Consider the following 16,155-nt stretch of genomic DNA (forward strand, 5'->3'; position numbering starts at 1 on the left):
GTTCAGCGGCTGGCAGGGACGTTGCGTGCCGAGGACTCGGTGTCGGCAAACAGGTCGTAGAGTTTGAGTTCTTTCAACTCTTTGGTGACCGTGGGCGGCAGGTCGGCGATCGAGCCCATGCCGCCGGACGTCATGGCGAGTTCGTCCAGGACCTCTTGCCGCCATTGCGGGTCGACGGAAATTTCCGTTTCCGTGACCTCGCGTTTTGGCGGAAACGCCTTTGCGCAAATCACGCCGGCGATGATGCACCCCGCCAGGCCTGCCAACATCGCGTAGGCATGGGCCAGTTGCTTGGACTCGACGACCGATGTCAGCCAGTGGCTGGCGACGTAAAAGCCAAAGATGCTGATACCAATGCCGATGCCTATCGCCCAGGCTAAGTGCTTCAGGTCTACCGTGTCGCCCCAAACCTCGGCGAACCGGCCTTGCGGCGCAGGATGAGGGCCTCGATGCTCGGATGTCATGGATAAGTCTCCGTGAGTGTCAGGTGAGCCGTTACGCAGGCGGCTCTTTTTTCGTTTTTGATGCGAGGGTGCTTAGCCTTTGGCGCGCAGTTCTTGCAGGACCTCAAGCGCACGGTCAGTGCGTACGTCGTGTTCGGCTGCCAGGCGTTTGGCAACCGCGTCGACCTCGTCGCCGACCGCACCCGCCACCAGCGCGATATTGCGCGCGTGCAGCGCCATGTGGCCGCGCTGGATACCCTCGGTGGCCAGCGCTCGCAGTGCCCCCAGGTTTTGCGCCAATCCGACGGCTGCGCAGATTTCGCCTAGGTCTTGCGCGGATTTAACTTGCATGATCTTGAGCGCCAGACGGGCGAGGGGATGCGTTTTGGTGGCGCCGCCGACCAGGCCGACAGGCATGGGCAATTCGATCGTGCCGACCAACGCGCCGCTGTTGTCCTTTTCCCAGCGAGTCAGCGAGGTGTAGCCGCCTTGGCGGCTGGCGTAGACATGCGCGCCGGCTTCGACGNCNCGCCAATCGTTGCCGGTGGCAACGATGATGGGATCGATACCGTTCATGATGCCCTTGTTGTGCGTTGCAGCACGGTACGGATCGATGGCGGCGAAAGTATAGGCGTCCAACACGCCTTCGATGATGGCCTCGCCGCTGCGTTCTTTGGTGGCCAGCGTCTGCGGAGTCAGGCGGACACGGGCGCGGGCCAGACGCAAGTCAGCCAGATTCGAGAGAATGCGCAGGCGCACTGAGCCGCCCGTGAGTTCCTCGACCAACGGTGCGACCGATTCTGCCATGGTGTTGACCGTATTGGCCCCCATGGCGTCGCGCACATCGACGATCAAGTGCATGACAATCATGGGCCCACGCGGCGATTCGGGGAACACGTGGACTTCGATGTCCTTGCAGCCGCCGCCCAGTCCGATGAGCACTTTGTCGCGGCTGTTTGCACGCTCGATGATCTGGTCACGCGCCTGCAGCAGCGCGATGCGTGCGCCGTAGGGATCGGAGATGCCCAGGACCTGCACTTGGGCGCGCATGAGCGGCAGCGTACTGGATGTCTGAAAACCGCCGTCTTCCCGAGCCAGTTTGGCCATGTACGAGGCGGCCGCGACGATCGAGGGCTCTTCGACCGCCATGGGAATCAGGACGTCCCGGCCATTGATCTGGAAATTGCTGGCGATCCCCATGGGCAATTCAAAGGTGCCGAACACGTTTTCAATCATGCCGTCGGCAATATTGACGGGCAAGGCGCCCGGCTGTGTGAGCAACGCGCGATCTTCGTCCGTCAACCCGCACGCGTTGGCAAGAAAATCCCAGCGTTGGGCAGGATTGAGGGCACGGAAATTGGGCAAGCGGGAATCGGCAACCACGACAGCACTCCAGAATGTTGAGGCCCCGATCCGCATCTTTCAATTGACGCAACCCGGCGGCCCAAAAAGTAGACAATGCAAAACAATGGAGCGCACTGTATTAAAGGTGACTCATTTATAAAAGGTACAGTTTGCACAAACAGTATCATTGCAATGCAACATTCAAGGCGTTGCGGCGTCAGGAAAAAACAGAGGATCAACGAGACATGCGCGTGCAACGTTCGGCCACGATTGCCCAGAAACTCGCCGATATCATCGGCCAACAGATCTCGGACGGGGTGTATCAACCCGGTGACAAGCTGCCATCGCTGCGCGAGTTGGCGCGATTACATCGCTATGCGATCAACACGGTGGTCTCCGCGTTCGATATCTTGGTGTCGCGCGGCATGATCGAGCCTCGCCGAGGTGCAGGGTTTTACGTGTCGGCCCAGTTCCGCCGAGCCGAGGAGGCCGAGGACGAACCCGGGCAGCTGCATCGCGCCATGGACACGGTATGGCTGATGCGCGAGCAGCTCAAAACCCATCCCGGTACGACGGCCGTCGGCGACGGATTTCCGCCGATCGAGTGGTTAGCGGATATGCGTATGGACCGTTATCACCAAAAGGTCGTGCGTACGGGATTGAGTTCCTTATTTCGCTATGGACATCGTTATGGGTACGCCCCGTTGCGCGACAGCCTGGTTCGCAAGCTGGGCGTGCTGGGGTTGGAGGTCAGTACCAGTCAACTGGTGTTGACGCAGGGGGCAAATCAAGCGCTGGATCTGGTGATTCGTTATTTCGTTCCGCCGGGCGCCACGGTGTTGGTGGATGAGCCTGGGTATTACCTGCTGTTTGGCAAGCTGAAGCTCGCCGGGGCGCGCGTCATCGGTGTGCCGAGATTGGCAGATGGACCGGATTTGGCCGCGTTGGAAAATATCTTGATGACCGAGCGGCCCAGGTTGTTCTTTACGCAATCTGTCGCGCACAATCCTACGGGGTCTGATATCAGTGCGGCCAAGGCTTATCGCGTGCTGCAGTTGGCCGAGCGCCATAATCTGCTGATCGTCGAGGATGATCCTTTTGCCGATTTCAAGCCTCCGTCCACTGTGCGCCTATCTACGTTGGATCAACTCGAACGTACGATTTATATCGGCAGCTTTTCCAAATCTTTTTCTGCCGCGTTACGGGTCGGGTTTATTGCCTGCAATACGGCATTGGCCAGCGATCTCGCGGATCTCAATGCCCTCATTCATGTCAGCGGCTCTGAATATTGTGAACGCATGGTCGACATCATGCTGCGCGAAGGACATTACGAGCGCCATCTCGTCAAGTTGCGCCAAAAACTGAGTACGGCATGCGTATCGGCGCAGCAATGGCTGGACGAACATGATTGCGAAGTCTTTGCCCGTAGCGGACAGTCGCTTTATTTGTGGGTGGCTTTCCCGGGAGTTCATGATTCTTTGCAGTGGGCGGAGGACCTGCTGGCGCGTAATGTCAAGATGGCGCCCGGGCGGGTGTTTCACCTGGACTCGGCCGCCATCTCACGCTGGTCCCGCTGCAACGTTGCAGCCATGCTAGACCCGCGATTTCAGCAGGCGGTGGAGGCATTGCTAGGCGCTACGGGCTGACAGATTTATCACTCATGGCATTGTGAATACGCCTGGGCGAGACATACACTATTCCAACGGATTCAAGCGCTAGTGCAGCGGGACTGCACCGTTGAAAACGGTGCGTGGTTCTCGATGGCCACTCTTTTTTATTTGTAAGGTTGTCAGTTGACAACTTATTGATGTGCTTGTACAGTGGGAGCATTGATGGTTCGTCGGATTCACCCAAAAAAGGAAATCGAACAGGTACTCAGATACGCAGAGCAACAAGGCTGGCGAATCGTTGTAGGGGGTGGTCACGCGTGGGGAAAAATGTATTGCCCCTACAACGACGACGAGTGTCGTTGCGGTGAGTTCTGTATTACCTGCATATGGAGCACACCCAAAAGCCCGGCTAACCATGCCCACGCTTTATGCCGTGTCGTAGAAAACTGTTCAACGCACCGCAGAATGCTTTTGTCTTGAGCTAAGGAATCTTGATGGAATATGTTTTTACCTTGAAATATCAGCTTGCGAGTGACGATCGGAATATGGACGACATCGTCGAGCGCCTCGGAGAGGCCGGCTGTGATGACGCGTTGGTCGGTATGGGTGTGCCCGGACGATTGGCATTGGAATTCACCCGTGAAGCAGAGAGTGCCGAGGCTGCCGTTCGCAGCGCGTTGGCCGATGTTCAACTGGCCATTCCTTCAGCACAACTGATCGAGGCTACTCCGGATCTGGTCGGATTGACCGATGCTGCCGAGCTGGTGGGGGTGTCTCGACAGAACATGCGCAAATTGATGTTGACGCATTCGGGGACTTTTCCGACTCCCGTTCATGAGGGCAGCTCGGTGCTGTGGCATTTGGCCGATCTGCTGGCGTGGCTGCAATCAAGGGGGGGATATGCCTTGTCGCAACCCATGATCGAGGTGGCGAAGATGACCTTGCAGGTCAATATCGTTAAACAACAGCAGCGCGTGTCGCGTCGGCTCGCGACGGGCTTGCGTACCTTGATCGCCCGTTAGTTTCCTCAACGTTTCGTGCTACGTTTGGTGGGCGCCGCCTTGGTCCGAGCGCCAGACGGTGCGGGTCGGCGATTTTGAGGGCGTTCTGAGGCGATGTGTCTTTTCAAGTAATCGACGATATAGGCCGCGCGAGTCGACAGTGGCCATTCTGCGCGATGGATCAGCCACAACGTATCGACGACGGGCGCACCGCATTCAACGACTCGGATAGCCTCTGGGCGGGGGAACGCCTGGCGTGCATGACGGTGCAATACGGTGAATCCGAGGCCGCGTGCCACCGGTTCCAACATCAAGCCAATCTGATTGCTAAAACCGTGTATGGACAGACTGCGCATTCCTGGATTACCGGGAAACCGGCGCGCCAGCAGACGGGTGGCCATGGCTTGACCCTCAGGATGATCGATGAACCCCAGGCTTGCCAAATCCTCCCAGCGGTCTACGCGTGCCGAGGCGGGTACGATGAGTTCCAGTGGTTCTTCTGCAAATTTTTGCGATGCCAGACGAGGGTCGTCCGGGCGCAGCGTGACCAATCCCAGTTCGAATTGTTTGCGCAATATCGCATCGATAGTTTCCCAATCAGGCGCGAAACGATGGCGAATACTCAGGCCCGGCCGTGCACGTTGCAAGTCCAGTAATACGGGATACAGGGACAGGCCGATACTGCCGGGCGTGATCAAGCTGATTTCGCCATGCTCTGTGTCTCCATCGCTCAATCGAGCCTGCAGCCGGCGGTCTGCTTGTTCAATATCGTTGCAGTATTCCAGCAGCGCCATGCCTGCAGGCGTCAGTTCAATCTGACGTGGACGCCGGATCAACAATGGACCGAGTGCGGTTTCCAGATGCCGGATGTGTTGGCTGACGGCAGCCTGGGTCAAGCCCAGCTCAATGGCCGCGCGGGTAAAGCCACCGGCCTCGCTTACCGCGGAAAAGGTCCGTAGCCATTGCGGATTTAGCATAACAATAATTTATCGAAGGGATAATGATCCATTAGATCAAATTCTGGTGCGCGGAGGGTAATCTAGCGCTGTCCCTACCTAGTCACCGTATTTTTTTCAAAGAGAATCTGATGTCGTCTGCATTATTCACGCCGTTCACACTCAAGGACGTCACACTGCGCAACCGGATTGCGATACCGCCCATGTGCCAATACAGCGCCGAGGACGGATTCACGACGGACTGGCATCAGGTGCATTACCCCAGCATTGCGCGTGGCGGTGCCGGGTTGGTGATTGTCGAGGCGACTGCTGTGTCGCCCGAAGGGCGGATTACGCCCGCCTGTACAGGCCTGTGGAATGACGCACAAGCCGAGGGGATGGCACGTATCGCGGCCAGTATCAAAGCCGCTGGAGCCGTACCTGGTATCCAGATCGCTCATGCCGGCCGCAAGGCCAGCGCCAATCGTCCCTGGGAAGGCGACGATCATATTCCCAATGATGCCCCGGGCGGCTGGCAGACCATTGCGCCCTCGGCGGTGGCGTACGGTGGTGACTTGCCCAAGGTCCCGACTGAAATGAGCCTGGCAGACATCGAGCGGGTCAAGGCAGACTTCGCTGCCGCTGCGCGCCGCGCGCGTGACGCGGGATTCCAGTGGCTGGAGCTGCATTTTGCGCACGGCTATCTGGCGCAGTCGTTCTTTTCGAGCCATTCCAATCAGCGTACGGATCAGTACGGCGGCAGCTTCGACGGACGCAGCCGTTTTCTGCTGGAAACGCTGGACGCCGTGCGCGCTGTATGGCCGGAGCACCTGCCGCTGACCGCGCGTTTCGGGGTGCTGGAATACGACGGGCGCGACGAGGAAACGTTAGCTGAGTCGATCTCGCTGACGCGTGCAATGCGCAGGGGCGGGTTGGATCTGTTGAACGTCAGCGTCGGGTTCACGATTGCCGAGGTCGATATTCCCTGGAAAACGCCAGCGTTTCTGGGCCCGATCGCAGAACGCGTGCGCCGTGAGGCCGAAATCCCCGTGGCCTCGGGTTGGGGCATGGACGATCCCCTCATTGCACAAGGTCTGGTCGAGAAGAACCAAATGGACTTGGTGATGATAGGGCGTGCACATTTGGCAAATCCGCACTACCCGTATCATTTGGCCCAAGTGCTTGGCGTACAGGATCCGGACTGGGTGTTGCCGGCGCCTTATGCTCATTGGTTGTCGCGCTATCGCGGCGCAGGCAAGAAATCGGCTTGAGGCCGGGGCAGGGCCAGTCATTGGTATTATCTCGGGGACGACGTTTCGAACCTTATTTCGGTCACGTTACTTCTCTCCGATCAAGAACCCATGACGCCTCTGCACTCCCTGAATACGCCCGCGTCACAGCAGCCTGAGCGCCAGATTGTGGCAGCCGAGGGCGGCGTGCAATTGTGGCCGCAGTTTTATGGTTGGTAGGCATCGCTGGATACGCCGCTTGTATTGGGCGTTGGGCATGCTGATGCTCGTGCTGGCCGTCATTGGCGCAGTACTGCCAGTGATGCCCACCACGATTTTCGTGATTTTGGCGGCGGGGTGCTTTGGCCGCGCCTCGCCTCGCTGGGAAGCCTACTTATTACAGCATCCCCAGTTCGGTCCGCCCTTGGTCGCCTGGCGAGAGCAGCGGGCTATTTCTGCACGCGGCAAGGCGTTTGCCGTGGCAGGCATCGCCGTTGGGCTGGCCGTGTTTTGGCTTACGGTCGACCCCGTTTGGTGGCTGGGCGCAGTGGTCAGTCTCTTTATGGTGGGCTGTGCGGTGTGGCTGCTCAGTCGTCCTGCGCCGAGAGCATAGCGATGGTTAGCCTTGTCTCGGCGTGTTCGAGTGCGGCGGTTCAGTTCGGCGCTGCAGGAATGGTCAACCCGCGTTGAACGGCGGGGCGCGCAACGAAAGTGTCCAGCACGCGCTGTACATTGGCAAAATCGCCAAAGCCCACCAGATCGCCGGCTTCGTAGAAACCTACTAGATTGCGTATCCACGGGAACGTGGCGATATCGGCAATGCTGTATTCGTCGCCGAGGATCCAGGCGCGACCGGCCAGGTGACCATCCAGGACCTGCAGCAGGCGCCGTGATTCCGCGACGTAGCGATCGCGCGGACGCTTGTCCTCGTATTCCTTGCCAGCGAACTTGTTAAAGAAACCGAGTTGGCCAAACATCGGGCCGATACCACCCATCTGGAACATCAGCCATTGCAGCGCCTGGAAGCGGCCTGCGGTGTCCTGGGGGATGAATTGTCCGGTCTTGCTGGCCAAATAAACCAGGATCGCGCCGGATTCGAACAGCGCCAGGGGCTGACCATCCGGACCGTTGGGATCCAGGATGGCGGGAATCTTGTTATTGGGATTCAGCGATAAAAATTCCGGAGAGAGCTGGTCCTGCGTGTCGAACGCCACGCGATGCGGTTCGTAGGGCAGGCCCGTTTCCTCGAGCATGATCGATACCTTGACGCCATTGGGCGTGGGCAAGGAATACAACTGAATGTGGTCCGGGTGGCGGGCAGGCCATTTGCGGGTAATGGGGAAAGCGGACAGGTCAGCCATGGAGATCGATTTCCGTAGTGATGGTGGGCGTTGGAATCGTACCCGAATGGCGGGGCCAATATCTTTGATATACAATTAATTGATATGTCATGTATTTGCCGATGGACTCTACTACGTTGCCACGTGGCGTGACGCACGACGAACACTCGCCGTCGCCAGCCGCCGATCTCTCTGATGTCCCCACTGTGGCGCATGTGCCGCTCTGGTTATTAGCCCTGTTCACCTTTAGCGGTACGCTGGCGATGCATATTTTTGTGCCGGCGCTGGCGATGGCCGGTCACGATCTGCAGGCGGGCAATGGCGCGATGCAGATGACGGTCAGTCTCTACATCATCGGGTTGGCGGTGGGGCAACTGATCTATGGTCCGTTGTCCGATCGGTATGGGCGCCGCCGTGTGCTGATGGCGGGCTTGGTGATCTATACCGTAGCTGGATTGGCCGCAGCGTTGGCGCCTGATGTCTATGCCTTGATCGCCGCGCGTCTGTTTCAGGCCCTGGGTGGCTGCGCGGGCCTGGTGCTGGGCCGTGCCATCGTGCGTGATACGGCTGCACCCGCGGAAGCGGCGAAACGTTTGGCGTTGATGAGTTTGATGGTGACGGTCGCGCCCGGTGTCGCCCCGATTGTGGGGGGAGCATTGGCGACGTGGGCTGGCTGGCGCTCGGTGCTGTTCAGCCTGTGCGTGCTGGGCGTGGTGAATTTCCTATTGGCCTGGCGTATGTTGCCGGAAACGGGAGCCAAGCTGGCGCGCGTGACGTCGGCAACGTTGATGCGCCATTATCGGCAATTGCTCGCATCTCGGGCGTTTATCGGCTATTCGATCGGGGGCGGTTGCGCCACCACGTCGATGTTTGCCTTTGTCGCATCGGCACCGTTTATTTTCGTGAATGAACTGCACCGGCCTGCAAGCGAAGTCGGCCTGTATTTGGCCGTGCTGGTCTCTGGCGTGTGGCTGGGCTGTGTAGTGACGTCGCGGTTGATTGGCAAAGTGCCTATGGACCGCGTGATGGTCGCGGGTAATGCATTGAGCGCCATATCGGCGGTGACATTCTTAGGGCTGGTGTTGTCGGGCTATGCCACTGTTGCACCGATCGTGGCGGTGATGTTTTTTTATACGTTCGGCTGCGGCATGGCCGGGCCGATTTCCCTGACGCTGGCGGTCGGCGTGAATCCGCTGGTGATCGGCTCGGCGTCGGGCTTGTATGGCGCGTTGCAGATGGCGGTGGGCGCGCTGTGTACGGCGTTGGCCGGACTGGGCTCGTCTCCCGCGCTTTCGACCGCGTTGGTGCTGGCCGGCGCTGGTCTGACGGGACAGTGCATGTTTTGGATGGCGTCGCGAGGACGCTCGTCGCGGGGCTGAGCGATGCCCAGCCCCTGACGTGATCTACGATCAGTTTGCGTCGTCAGCCAATACGATGCGATAGATCGAGGTGGTGCCGCTGACTTCGTTACCGACAATCAACAAAGGCTGGCCGTCGGGCGAATCCTCGGCGGATACGAACGCCAGTCCCTCGGGACCGAGGTCTCCTGCGCCTGCCGGGTTTTCAGCAGAATCCACGTTGAAGTCGCGCGAGTTCACATAGGTGGTGAATACGGGATTTGCGGGATCGCTGATGTTGTAGACCATGATGCCGCCCATGCGCTCCAGACCGACAAAGGCATAGGTTTTTTCGCCGATCTTGCCCAGTGTGACGCCTTCGGGTTCCGGCCCCTTGTTGTCGCTGCGATCGTCGAAGATCGTTTCGTCATGGCCCGAGTTGAACCACTCTGGATAGCGTTCTGCCGTGATCTTTTCGAATTGATCGCCCGAGTCCCAGACCAGTTTGCCGTCGGCATCGCGGATCGAGAATGAGCGTGCGCCGTAGGTGTATAGCGTGTCATAGACCAGGCGGCCATCAGCGCTCAGTTGCGGTGTGCCGTCGGCGTTCTGTTTGTAGCCCATGGTCCAGGTCACGGTCAGGCGGCCGAGGTTTTCGTCTTCGCGGCAATCGCCAGGATCAGTGTCAGTGGCGCCGCAATAGGCGAAGACGGCGGGGTCGAGCAGGCCGCCAGGCGCCAGTTGGCGCAGTTGGGGCGGCAAGTCGTCGCCAGCCCGGCGATCGAAGCCGCTCTTGTGTACCAGGTGTTTGACGCGGAACTCATCGACAAAACCGGGCGCTTCGGAGGCATCTAAACCCAGCCAGTTGCCGTCGGCATCGCGGCCCCAGTTCCAGTATGCATCGTTGTCTTCGCCCCAGGCGCGGCTATCGCCCTCGTTGGCGGTGACGATGTAGGTGGCGTCGCCCACCGTATAGGATGCGATGCCGTCAGGCATGTACAGGCCTTTGACGCCGGCCCACGGGCGGATGTTGATGGCGCCATCGGCATCGCTGACGTCCAGGCCATTGCCGTCGATGCCGTGGTCTTTGGCGCCCAGCGGCAGGATGTCGGTGATGCGGGCGTTGGCAACATCCAGTTTGGCCAGTGCATTGTTTTCTTGCAAAGCAACCCAGGCGGTGGCGCCGTCGTCCGATACCGTGATGTACTCGGGTTCAATATCCTGTGCGGCCGTCGCGCGCGGGCCGACCAGGCGTACACCCTGCGTGCGCAGCGCGGCCTCTTTGCCGTTCCATTCGGTGAATCCAGCGGTGCGTGCAGTCAAGGCTGCCGGGTTGGACACATCGATGACGCTGACCGAGCCTTCGGGATCGATTGTGTAGTCGTCTGAGGGCTCGCCTTCGTTGGCGACCAGCACGGTCTTGCCGTTGGGGGTAAAAGTCACCATGTCGGGCAGGGCGCCGACTTGGATCGAGCCTAGCAGGGCGAGCGAGGCGGCGTCGTACAAGGCGACATAGCCGGGATCGGTCTTGACCGGCGCTTGAATCGCGACGGCGACCATGCCGTTGTTGACGGCAACGCTGTTGATCTCGGCGCCAGCCAGCACCGCCTCGGCGTCGAGTGTGCCGAGGTGGCTGGGCGTTGAGGGTATTTGCAGGTCCAGTATATCGATTTTGCCGGAGAGGGCATTGACGACAAAGACGCGTTTGGTCGCAGGATCAAAAGCCGGAATCTCAGCGGCGCTCACGCCGTAGCTGCCGGCCTCATAACGGCCCAGGAAATCCACCGAGGTGATGTGTTGAGCGACTTCGGCAACGGGGGGTGTAGTCGGCGGGGCCGTCTCGTCATCGTCGTCATCACTGCTACTGCCGCAGCCCAGCAGGGCGAGGGGTAAAAGGGCGGATGCCGCGGCGAGTTTCCATGTATTCATTGTTCTCTGTCGCTCAGTTCAGGAGTTCGTAAGAGCGGACAGACTAGGGGCGGTTTGTTTCGGTGTTGTTACAAACGGAGATTCGGTCGATAAATAGAGACAACGGGCAAGGCGTGCCTATCGTATCTGCGCAAATACGATTGGCGTGCCTTGCCCGTTCACAGGACATCACAAGCCGCATGGCGGCACGGAGAACTTTAATCCAGCGTGATCCCTACGCTCTTGACGACTTTGGCCCAACGATCGCGCTCGGTCGTGTAGAACTTGCCGAGTTGCGCCGGATCGTAGGTGACGACTTCCGCGCCCTGTTGGTTGAGCTTTTCGACGATCTCGGGTTTTTTGGCGATGTCAGCCAGGATTTTGGCCAAACGCTCTGCGGTCGCGGCGGGCAGGGTGGCCGGGGCCATGATGCCTTGCCAAGTGCCCGATTCGAATCCCGGAACGCCTTGCTCGGCGATCGTCGGGATGTCCGGAATCAACTGCATGCGTTCGCGCTTGGAAATGGCGATGGCGCGCAGGTTGCCGCTGCGGATGTGCGGCAGGGTTGCGAGCAAACCATTCATGATGACTTCGGTCTGGCCGCCTACCGTATCGGAGATGGCCTGTGCGCCGCCCTTGTAGGGCACGTATTCCCATTTTGCGCCGGTGGCTTGCTGTACGGCGACCGCGGCCAGGTGAGGGGCGCTGCCGATGGCAGTGACGGCGAAATTGACGCGCTGCTTTTTCGAGAGCTCGACGATTTCGGGCAGGGTCTTGGCGGGAAAGCTGGGGTGAACGGCCAGGACGTGCGGGGAATACGCCAGCATGCTGACGGGGCGCAGGTCCTTCGACGGATCAAAGGTGAGTTTGGTGTAGACCGATGGCGTAATCGCCAACGCGCCGATGTCGCACAGCAACAGGGTATGGCCGTCGTCGGCCTTGGCCACGATGCCGGTGCCCAGGTTGCCATTGGCGCCCGGACGGTTTTCCACGACGACGCTTTCACCCAGGGCTTTGCTCAGCTCGGGCGAGATCAGGCGCGCAATGATGTCTGATGACCCGCCGGGTGTGTAGGGCACCACGATGCGCACAGGGCGCGTCGGCCATTTTTCCTCGGCAGCATGAGCGTGGGCGACAAGACCCGTCAGGGGTAGCGCTGCGGCGGTGCGCAGAAAGTCACGGCGTTGCATTATTTAAATCTCCTTGGGCACCGGCCGAATGGTCGCGTAGTGCCCATCTCGTTATGGTCGTATGTTGTCGTACAACTTATCGTGGTGTGAGATTAACCCGGGAGATTACCGTTTTGCAATCTTTCCTGTTGATGGATTGATGGTTGACGGAAACGCGTGATTTGTTTTAGAAATGATATAACATAACATTTTCGGTGAATGCGTCGCTGGCGCTGGTTGCTATGACTACAAAATTGCCCGTCACGGTACTGTCCGGTTTTCTTGGGGCCGGTAAAACCACTTTGCTCAACCATATTTTGAATAATCGCGAGGGCCGCCGTGTGGCGGTGATCGTCAATGACATGAGCGATGTGAATATTGACGCAGAGCTCGTGCGCCAAGGCGGGGCGGAGCTCTCGCGTACCGACGAAAAGCTGGTGGAGATGAGCAACGGCTGTATCTGCTGCACATTGCGGGAAGACCTGCTGTTGGAAGTCGGCCGCTTGGCGCGCGACGGGCGGTTTGACCAGTTGGTGATCGAGTCCACCGGCATTTCCGAGCCGTTGCCGGTGGCCGAGACCTTTACGTTCGCCGACGAGGCCGGGCAAAGCCTGTCTGATGTCGCGCAATTGGACACCATGGTGACAGTGGTGGATGCCTACAATTTTTTGCGTGACTACAGTTCCCACGATAGCCTGCAGGCCCGCGGTGAGTCACTGGGCGAGGAGGATGAGCGCACAGTCGTAGATTTGCTCATCGAGCAGATCGAGTTCTGTGATGTGATCGTCGTGAACAAAATCGATTTGGTGGATGCGGACCAACGCGCGCAGTTGATGGCTATCCTGCAGCGTTTGAATCCGCGCGCACGCATCGTCAGCGCCGAATTCGGCCGCGTTGCGTTGTCGCAGGTGCTGAGTACGCGGCTATTCGATTTTGAGCAGGCCTCTCAGGCGCCTGGATGGCTCAAAGAACTGCGTGGCGAGCATACGCCTGAGACGCAGGAATATGGCATCAGCAGTTTTGTGTATCGCGCCCGACGCCCGTTTCACCCCATGCGCTTTCATCGGTTGATCGAGTCCGATTGGCCCGGCGTGGTGCGTTCTAAAGGGTTTTTCTGGCTGGCCAGCCGTCCGGCGTTTGCGGGCTCTTGGTCGCAAGCGGGCGGCGTGTGCCGGCATGGTCTGGCTGGACGTTGGTGGGTGGCGGTGCCGCTCGAGCAATGGCCTGAGGACACCGAGACCGTTGCTCATATTCGGGAGCGTTGGGAGGAAGGGACTGGCGACGCGAGACAGGAACTCGTATTGATCGGCATGCAGATGGGCGAGGCTGTGTTGCGGGCGCGTCTGGATGCCTGTTTGCTCAATGATGTCGAGATGGCACAGGGGCCTCACGAGTGGATGACCTATTCGGATCCTTTTCCGTTGTGGGGCGTAGAGTCCGAATAGGGGTAACGTCAGTCCGTCGTGTCGCGTGACGGGACGATGCGCGATCTATTTCGCCATCAGGCCTAGATGCTCGATCAGGGTCTTGTCTTTTGCGTAGGTGGCGATGGCCCATTCGCGGTAGTCGTCGCTGTTGCGATAGACCGGCTCTTGGTTGAGCTGCTTCATGATCTCCATGCTTTGTGCAGAAAACAGGGCGGTTTTAAAGGCATCGTGCAGTTTTTTGACCACGGCAGGGTCCATGCCTTTGGGACCGGCCAGCCCATAAGGTGACGTGGATGTGACGCCATAGCCTAGTTCCTCTGCTGTCGGGACATCGGGCCAGCGCGTCGTGCGTTTTTCGCCAAAGGTCACCAGCAAACGCATTTTGCCGCTATCGACGAATTGATCCCATCCGCTGGCATCGCTTTGCGCCATGACGTGTCCGCCCAGCAGTGCCTGTTGCATGTCGGCGTTGCCTTTGAAGGGCACATGAGTCAATTTCACTTTGGCATTGATGGCGAGTTCTTCCATCAGGAGATGGGGAGAGGATCCTACGCCTGTTGAACCATAGTCGATCGCGCCCGGCTTTGCGCGAGCCGCGGCAATGTAGTCGTTAAAGGTCTTGAAAGGCGAGTCTGCACGGACTGTGAAACCAAACGTATAGCCGGAGAGGCCCACGATGAAGGTGAAGTCTTTGATCGGGTCCCAGTCGGTCTTGTGCATGTAGGGCATGCGCAGCATGCCCAACGGATAGAGGCTGATCGTATAGCCGTCGGGTTTGGCCGATCTCGCCATGTTGCCAGGCGCCATGGTGCCGCCTGCGCCCGGACGGTTCTCGACGACGACGTTCTGCCCCAGCGATTTGCTGGCTTCCATAGCGACGGCGCGCAGGTGGCGATCGGTGGATCCGCCCGCGGGAAACGGCACAATCAATGTAATGGGCTTGGTGGGAAAATCGGTCTGCGCCAAGGCGGGCCAAGCGATGGTCAGGTTCAATAGTGCAGCCAGTGTCAGCCGAAAGCAGGTACGGCGGGTATTCGATGGCATGATGGGTTGTCTCCGTTATCGGTACTGATTAAATGCCGCGATAGGCTGGGTCTGATCTTTGTCATGATCCCGAGTTAGCGGTTTGCTTTGTGTCATTCAGCCGGGGTTTCTCCCGGCAAGGTCAACACGCCTTTGGCTTGCAGGGCGCGTAATTCGGGTTCGGATAGTTGCAGCAGCCGCTGTAATACGTCTTTGGTGCCTTCGCCCAAGGTCGGCGGCGCGTGACGGATGGGCAGGCGCTGGCCGTCGAGCCGATAGGGGGGAGCATAGACGTGGGTGGATCCCGCGACGGGGTGCGGCAGGCTTTGCAGTAGGCCGCCCTGGCGTGTGCGTTCGCTGGTGAGGGCTTCGTGCAATCCTAGGACTTTGCCGCATGGAATACCGCACTCGCTCAGGCGTTGCAGCAAGAGGTCACGCGGAAATTCGTGTAGCAGGGCCGTCACCATGGGCAGCAGGGTCAAGCGGTTCTTGGCGCGTTCGATATTCGTGGCATAGCGCGGATCCTCGACGATGTCGGGCCGCATCACGACCTGGCGGCAGAATTTGTCGAACTGCGTATTGGTGCCGACTGCGATGATAAAAGGCCCGTCGGCGGCCTCGAACATGCCGTAAGGCACGATGGACGGATGGGCGTTGCCGTAGCGTTGCGGATCGCGCCCCAGCAGCAAGGCATCGAGTCCGTAGTAGCTCGTGACCATGATGCCGCAGTCGTAGAGCGCCATTTCGATCAGACGCCCTTTGCCGCTGCGTTCGCGCCGGAACAATGCCGCCAGTACGGCTTGTGCGGCGTACATGCCGGTCATCATGTCGACGGTCGCCACGCCGAATTTCAGAGGCGGCTGGCTGGCTTCGCCATTGAGGGCCATCAATCCGCTTTCGCCTTGGATTACGAGGTCGTAGCCCGGCCGGGTGGCCTCTGGGCCGGTGCTGTTGTAGCCGCTGATGGCGCAATAGATGAGATCGGGTTTGTGGGCTTTGAGTTGTTCGTAGCCGAGGCCCAGTTTGTCGGCGCCGCCGCATTTGAAGTTGTGCAGGACGACGTCGAATTGGGGCAGCAGATCGTAAATGAGCGCCAGGCCTTCGGGGCTTTGCAGGTCCAGGGTGATGGATCGCTTGTTGCGATTCATGCTGTTGTAGTAGGTGGTCTCGGTTTTGCCGATACGCATGCCCCAATCGCGCGTGTCGTCGCCACGTACAGGGTGTTCGACCTTGATCACCTCGGCGCCAAAATCGGCCAGGACCTGGCCGCACAGCGGGCCTGCAAAGACGCGAGAGAGGTCCAGCACGCGGATGCCTTCCAGCGGCAGGTCTTGATCGTTGGCGTGAGCGGTATGTGTGTCTGGCATGGCATCAGTTCGGTTGGTGGGT

The 16,155-nt window shown here is 59.4% G+C and carries 14 protein-coding genes and 2 pseudogenes; 7 read left to right on the forward strand and 9 right to left on the reverse strand.

Annotated features, from left to right (window positions below):
• Positions 1-2 precede the first annotated feature (2 nt).
• The 3 genes and pseudogenes from ACNA0J_RS07635 to ACNA0J_RS07645 form a co-directional block, all read right to left on the reverse strand.
• Positions 3-464, reverse strand: a complete 462-nt coding sequence (locus ACNA0J_RS07635) for a hypothetical protein (protein WP_415818067.1) — start codon at positions 462-464, stop codon at positions 3-5.
• Positions 465-536: 72 nt separating this feature from the next.
• Positions 537-971: pseudogene (locus ACNA0J_RS07640) on the reverse strand (hydroxymethylglutaryl-CoA reductase, degradative); the annotation flags it as partial.
• Between the two features lies 1 nt (position 972).
• A pseudogene (locus tag ACNA0J_RS07645) lies at positions 973-1,826 on the reverse strand (hydroxymethylglutaryl-CoA reductase, degradative); the annotation flags it as partial.
• A gap of 206 nt (positions 1,827-2,032) precedes the next feature.
• Between ACNA0J_RS07645 and ACNA0J_RS07650 the strand changes: the two are divergent.
• The 3 genes from ACNA0J_RS07650 to ACNA0J_RS07660 all read left to right on the forward strand — a co-directional run bounded on the left by ACNA0J_RS07650 (position 2,033) and on the right by ACNA0J_RS07660 (position 4,419).
• Positions 2,033-3,433: an aminotransferase-like domain-containing protein gene (locus ACNA0J_RS07650; RefSeq protein ID WP_415818069.1), complete on the forward strand. Its 1,401-nt coding sequence runs from the start codon at positions 2,033-2,035 to the stop codon at positions 3,431-3,433.
• 186 nt (positions 3,434-3,619) lie between these two features.
• A complete protein-coding gene (locus tag ACNA0J_RS07655; protein WP_094820687.1) occupies positions 3,620-3,877 on the forward strand; it encodes a hypothetical protein in 258 nt (85 codons plus the stop codon).
• Between the two features lie 14 nt (positions 3,878-3,891).
• Positions 3,892-4,419 carry a helix-turn-helix transcriptional regulator gene (locus tag ACNA0J_RS07660; protein WP_415818072.1) on the forward strand — a complete coding sequence of 176 codons (528 nt, stop codon included), beginning with the start codon at positions 3,892-3,894 and terminating at the stop codon, positions 4,417-4,419.
• A 5-nt stretch (positions 4,420-4,424) separates the two neighbouring features.
• Here ACNA0J_RS07660 and ACNA0J_RS07665 read toward each other — a convergent pair whose 3' ends face one another.
• The gene (locus ACNA0J_RS07665) at positions 4,425-5,375 is read right to left on the reverse strand and encodes a LysR family transcriptional regulator (protein ID WP_415818074.1); all 951 of its coding nucleotides are present in this window, start codon (positions 5,373-5,375) and stop codon (positions 4,425-4,427) included.
• Positions 5,376-5,485: 110 nt separating this feature from the next.
• Between ACNA0J_RS07665 and ACNA0J_RS07670 the strand changes: the two genes are divergently transcribed.
• Positions 5,486-6,604: an NADH:flavin oxidoreductase/NADH oxidase gene (locus tag ACNA0J_RS07670; RefSeq protein ID WP_415818076.1), complete on the forward strand. Its 1,119-nt coding sequence runs from the start codon at positions 5,486-5,488 to the stop codon at positions 6,602-6,604.
• A gap of 187 nt (positions 6,605-6,791) precedes the next feature.
• Entirely contained in the window at positions 6,792-7,175 is a 384-nt protein-coding gene (locus tag ACNA0J_RS07675; protein ID WP_415818078.1) for a YbaN family protein, read from the forward strand.
• 40 nt (positions 7,176-7,215) lie between these two features.
• Here the strand turns inward: ACNA0J_RS07675 and ACNA0J_RS07680 are convergent, their stop codons facing one another.
• On the reverse strand, positions 7,216-7,923 hold the full coding sequence (locus tag ACNA0J_RS07680) for a glutathione S-transferase N-terminal domain-containing protein (RefSeq protein ID WP_415818081.1): 708 nt from the start codon (positions 7,921-7,923) through the stop codon (positions 7,216-7,218).
• Between the two features lie 101 nt (positions 7,924-8,024).
• On the opposite strand from ACNA0J_RS07680, the gene ACNA0J_RS07685 reads away from it, so the two are divergent.
• Complete coding sequence (locus ACNA0J_RS07685; RefSeq protein WP_415818084.1) at positions 8,025-9,281, forward strand: multidrug effflux MFS transporter; 1,257 nt, start codon at positions 8,025-8,027, stop codon at positions 9,279-9,281.
• A gap of 30 nt (positions 9,282-9,311) precedes the next feature.
• Here the strand turns inward: ACNA0J_RS07685 and ACNA0J_RS07690 are convergent, their stop codons facing one another.
• Both ACNA0J_RS07690 and ACNA0J_RS07695 read right to left on the reverse strand, forming a co-directional pair.
• Complete coding sequence (locus ACNA0J_RS07690; protein ID WP_415818086.1) at positions 9,312-11,168, reverse strand: choice-of-anchor I family protein; 1,857 nt, start codon at positions 11,166-11,168, stop codon at positions 9,312-9,314.
• 197 nt (positions 11,169-11,365) lie between these two features.
• Positions 11,366-12,337: a Bug family tripartite tricarboxylate transporter substrate binding protein gene (locus ACNA0J_RS07695; RefSeq protein ID WP_415818088.1), complete on the reverse strand. Its 972-nt coding sequence runs from the start codon at positions 12,335-12,337 to the stop codon at positions 11,366-11,368.
• Positions 12,338-12,558: 221 nt separating this feature from the next.
• Between ACNA0J_RS07695 and zigA the strand changes: the two genes are divergently transcribed.
• On the forward strand, positions 12,559-13,761 hold the full coding sequence (zigA, locus tag ACNA0J_RS07700; protein WP_415818090.1) for a zinc metallochaperone GTPase ZigA: 1,203 nt from the start codon (positions 12,559-12,561) through the stop codon (positions 13,759-13,761).
• Between the two features lie 45 nt (positions 13,762-13,806).
• Here zigA and ACNA0J_RS07705 read toward each other — a convergent pair whose 3' ends face one another.
• Both ACNA0J_RS07705 and ACNA0J_RS07710 read right to left on the reverse strand, forming a co-directional pair.
• Complete coding sequence (locus ACNA0J_RS07705; protein ID WP_415818092.1) at positions 13,807-14,787, reverse strand: tripartite tricarboxylate transporter substrate binding protein; 981 nt, start codon at positions 14,785-14,787, stop codon at positions 13,807-13,809.
• A 92-nt stretch (positions 14,788-14,879) separates the two neighbouring features.
• The gene (locus ACNA0J_RS07710; protein ID WP_415818094.1) at positions 14,880-16,133 is read right to left on the reverse strand and encodes a CaiB/BaiF CoA transferase family protein; all 1,254 of its coding nucleotides are present in this window, start codon (positions 16,131-16,133) and stop codon (positions 14,880-14,882) included.
• Positions 16,134-16,155: the final 22 nt, after the last annotated feature.

It is taken from the genome of Bordetella tumbae, from assembly GCF_965139195.1.
Taxonomy (GTDB): domain Bacteria; phylum Pseudomonadota; class Gammaproteobacteria; order Burkholderiales; family Burkholderiaceae_B; genus Bordetella_A; species Bordetella_A tumbae.

Bases quoted from the DNA above. Each gene is read 5' to 3' on its own strand.
- ACNA0J_RS07670 (WP_415818076.1), top strand. From the start codon at position 5,486: ATGTCGTCTGCATTATTCACGCCGTTCACACTCAAGGACGTCACACTG.
- ACNA0J_RS07650 (WP_415818069.1), top strand. From the start codon at position 2,033: ATGCGCGTGCAACGTTCGGCCACGATTGCCCAGAAACTCGCCGATATC.
- ACNA0J_RS07660 (WP_415818072.1), top strand. From the start codon at position 3,892: ATGGAATATGTTTTTACCTTGAAATATCAGCTTGCGAGTGACGATCGG.
- ACNA0J_RS07710 (WP_415818094.1), bottom strand. From the start codon at position 16,133: ATGCCAGACACACATACCGCTCACGCCAACGATCAAGACCTGCCGCTG.
- ACNA0J_RS07705 (WP_415818092.1), bottom strand. From the start codon at position 14,787: ATGCCATCGAATACCCGCCGTACCTGCTTTCGGCTGACACTGGCTGCA.
- ACNA0J_RS07655 (WP_094820687.1), top strand. From the start codon at position 3,620: ATGGTTCGTCGGATTCACCCAAAAAAGGAAATCGAACAGGTACTCAGA.
- ACNA0J_RS07680 (WP_415818081.1), bottom strand. From the start codon at position 7,923: ATGGCTGACCTGTCCGCTTTCCCCATTACCCGCAAATGGCCTGCCCGC.
- ACNA0J_RS07695 (WP_415818088.1), bottom strand. From the start codon at position 12,337: ATGCAACGCCGTGACTTTCTGCGCACCGCCGCAGCGCTACCCCTGACG.
- ACNA0J_RS07635 (WP_415818067.1), bottom strand. From the start codon at position 464: ATGACATCCGAGCATCGAGGCCCTCATCCTGCGCCGCAAGGCCGGTTC.
- zigA (WP_415818090.1), top strand. From the start codon at position 12,559: ATGACTACAAAATTGCCCGTCACGGTACTGTCCGGTTTTCTTGGGGCC.
- ACNA0J_RS07685 (WP_415818084.1), top strand. From the start codon at position 8,025: ATGGACTCTACTACGTTGCCACGTGGCGTGACGCACGACGAACACTCG.
- ACNA0J_RS07690 (WP_415818086.1), bottom strand. From the start codon at position 11,168: ATGAATACATGGAAACTCGCCGCGGCATCCGCCCTTTTACCCCTCGCC.
- ACNA0J_RS07675 (WP_415818078.1), top strand. From the start codon at position 6,792: ATGGTTGGTAGGCATCGCTGGATACGCCGCTTGTATTGGGCGTTGGGC.
- ACNA0J_RS07665 (WP_415818074.1), bottom strand. From the start codon at position 5,375: ATGCTAAATCCGCAATGGCTACGGACCTTTTCCGCGGTAAGCGAGGCC.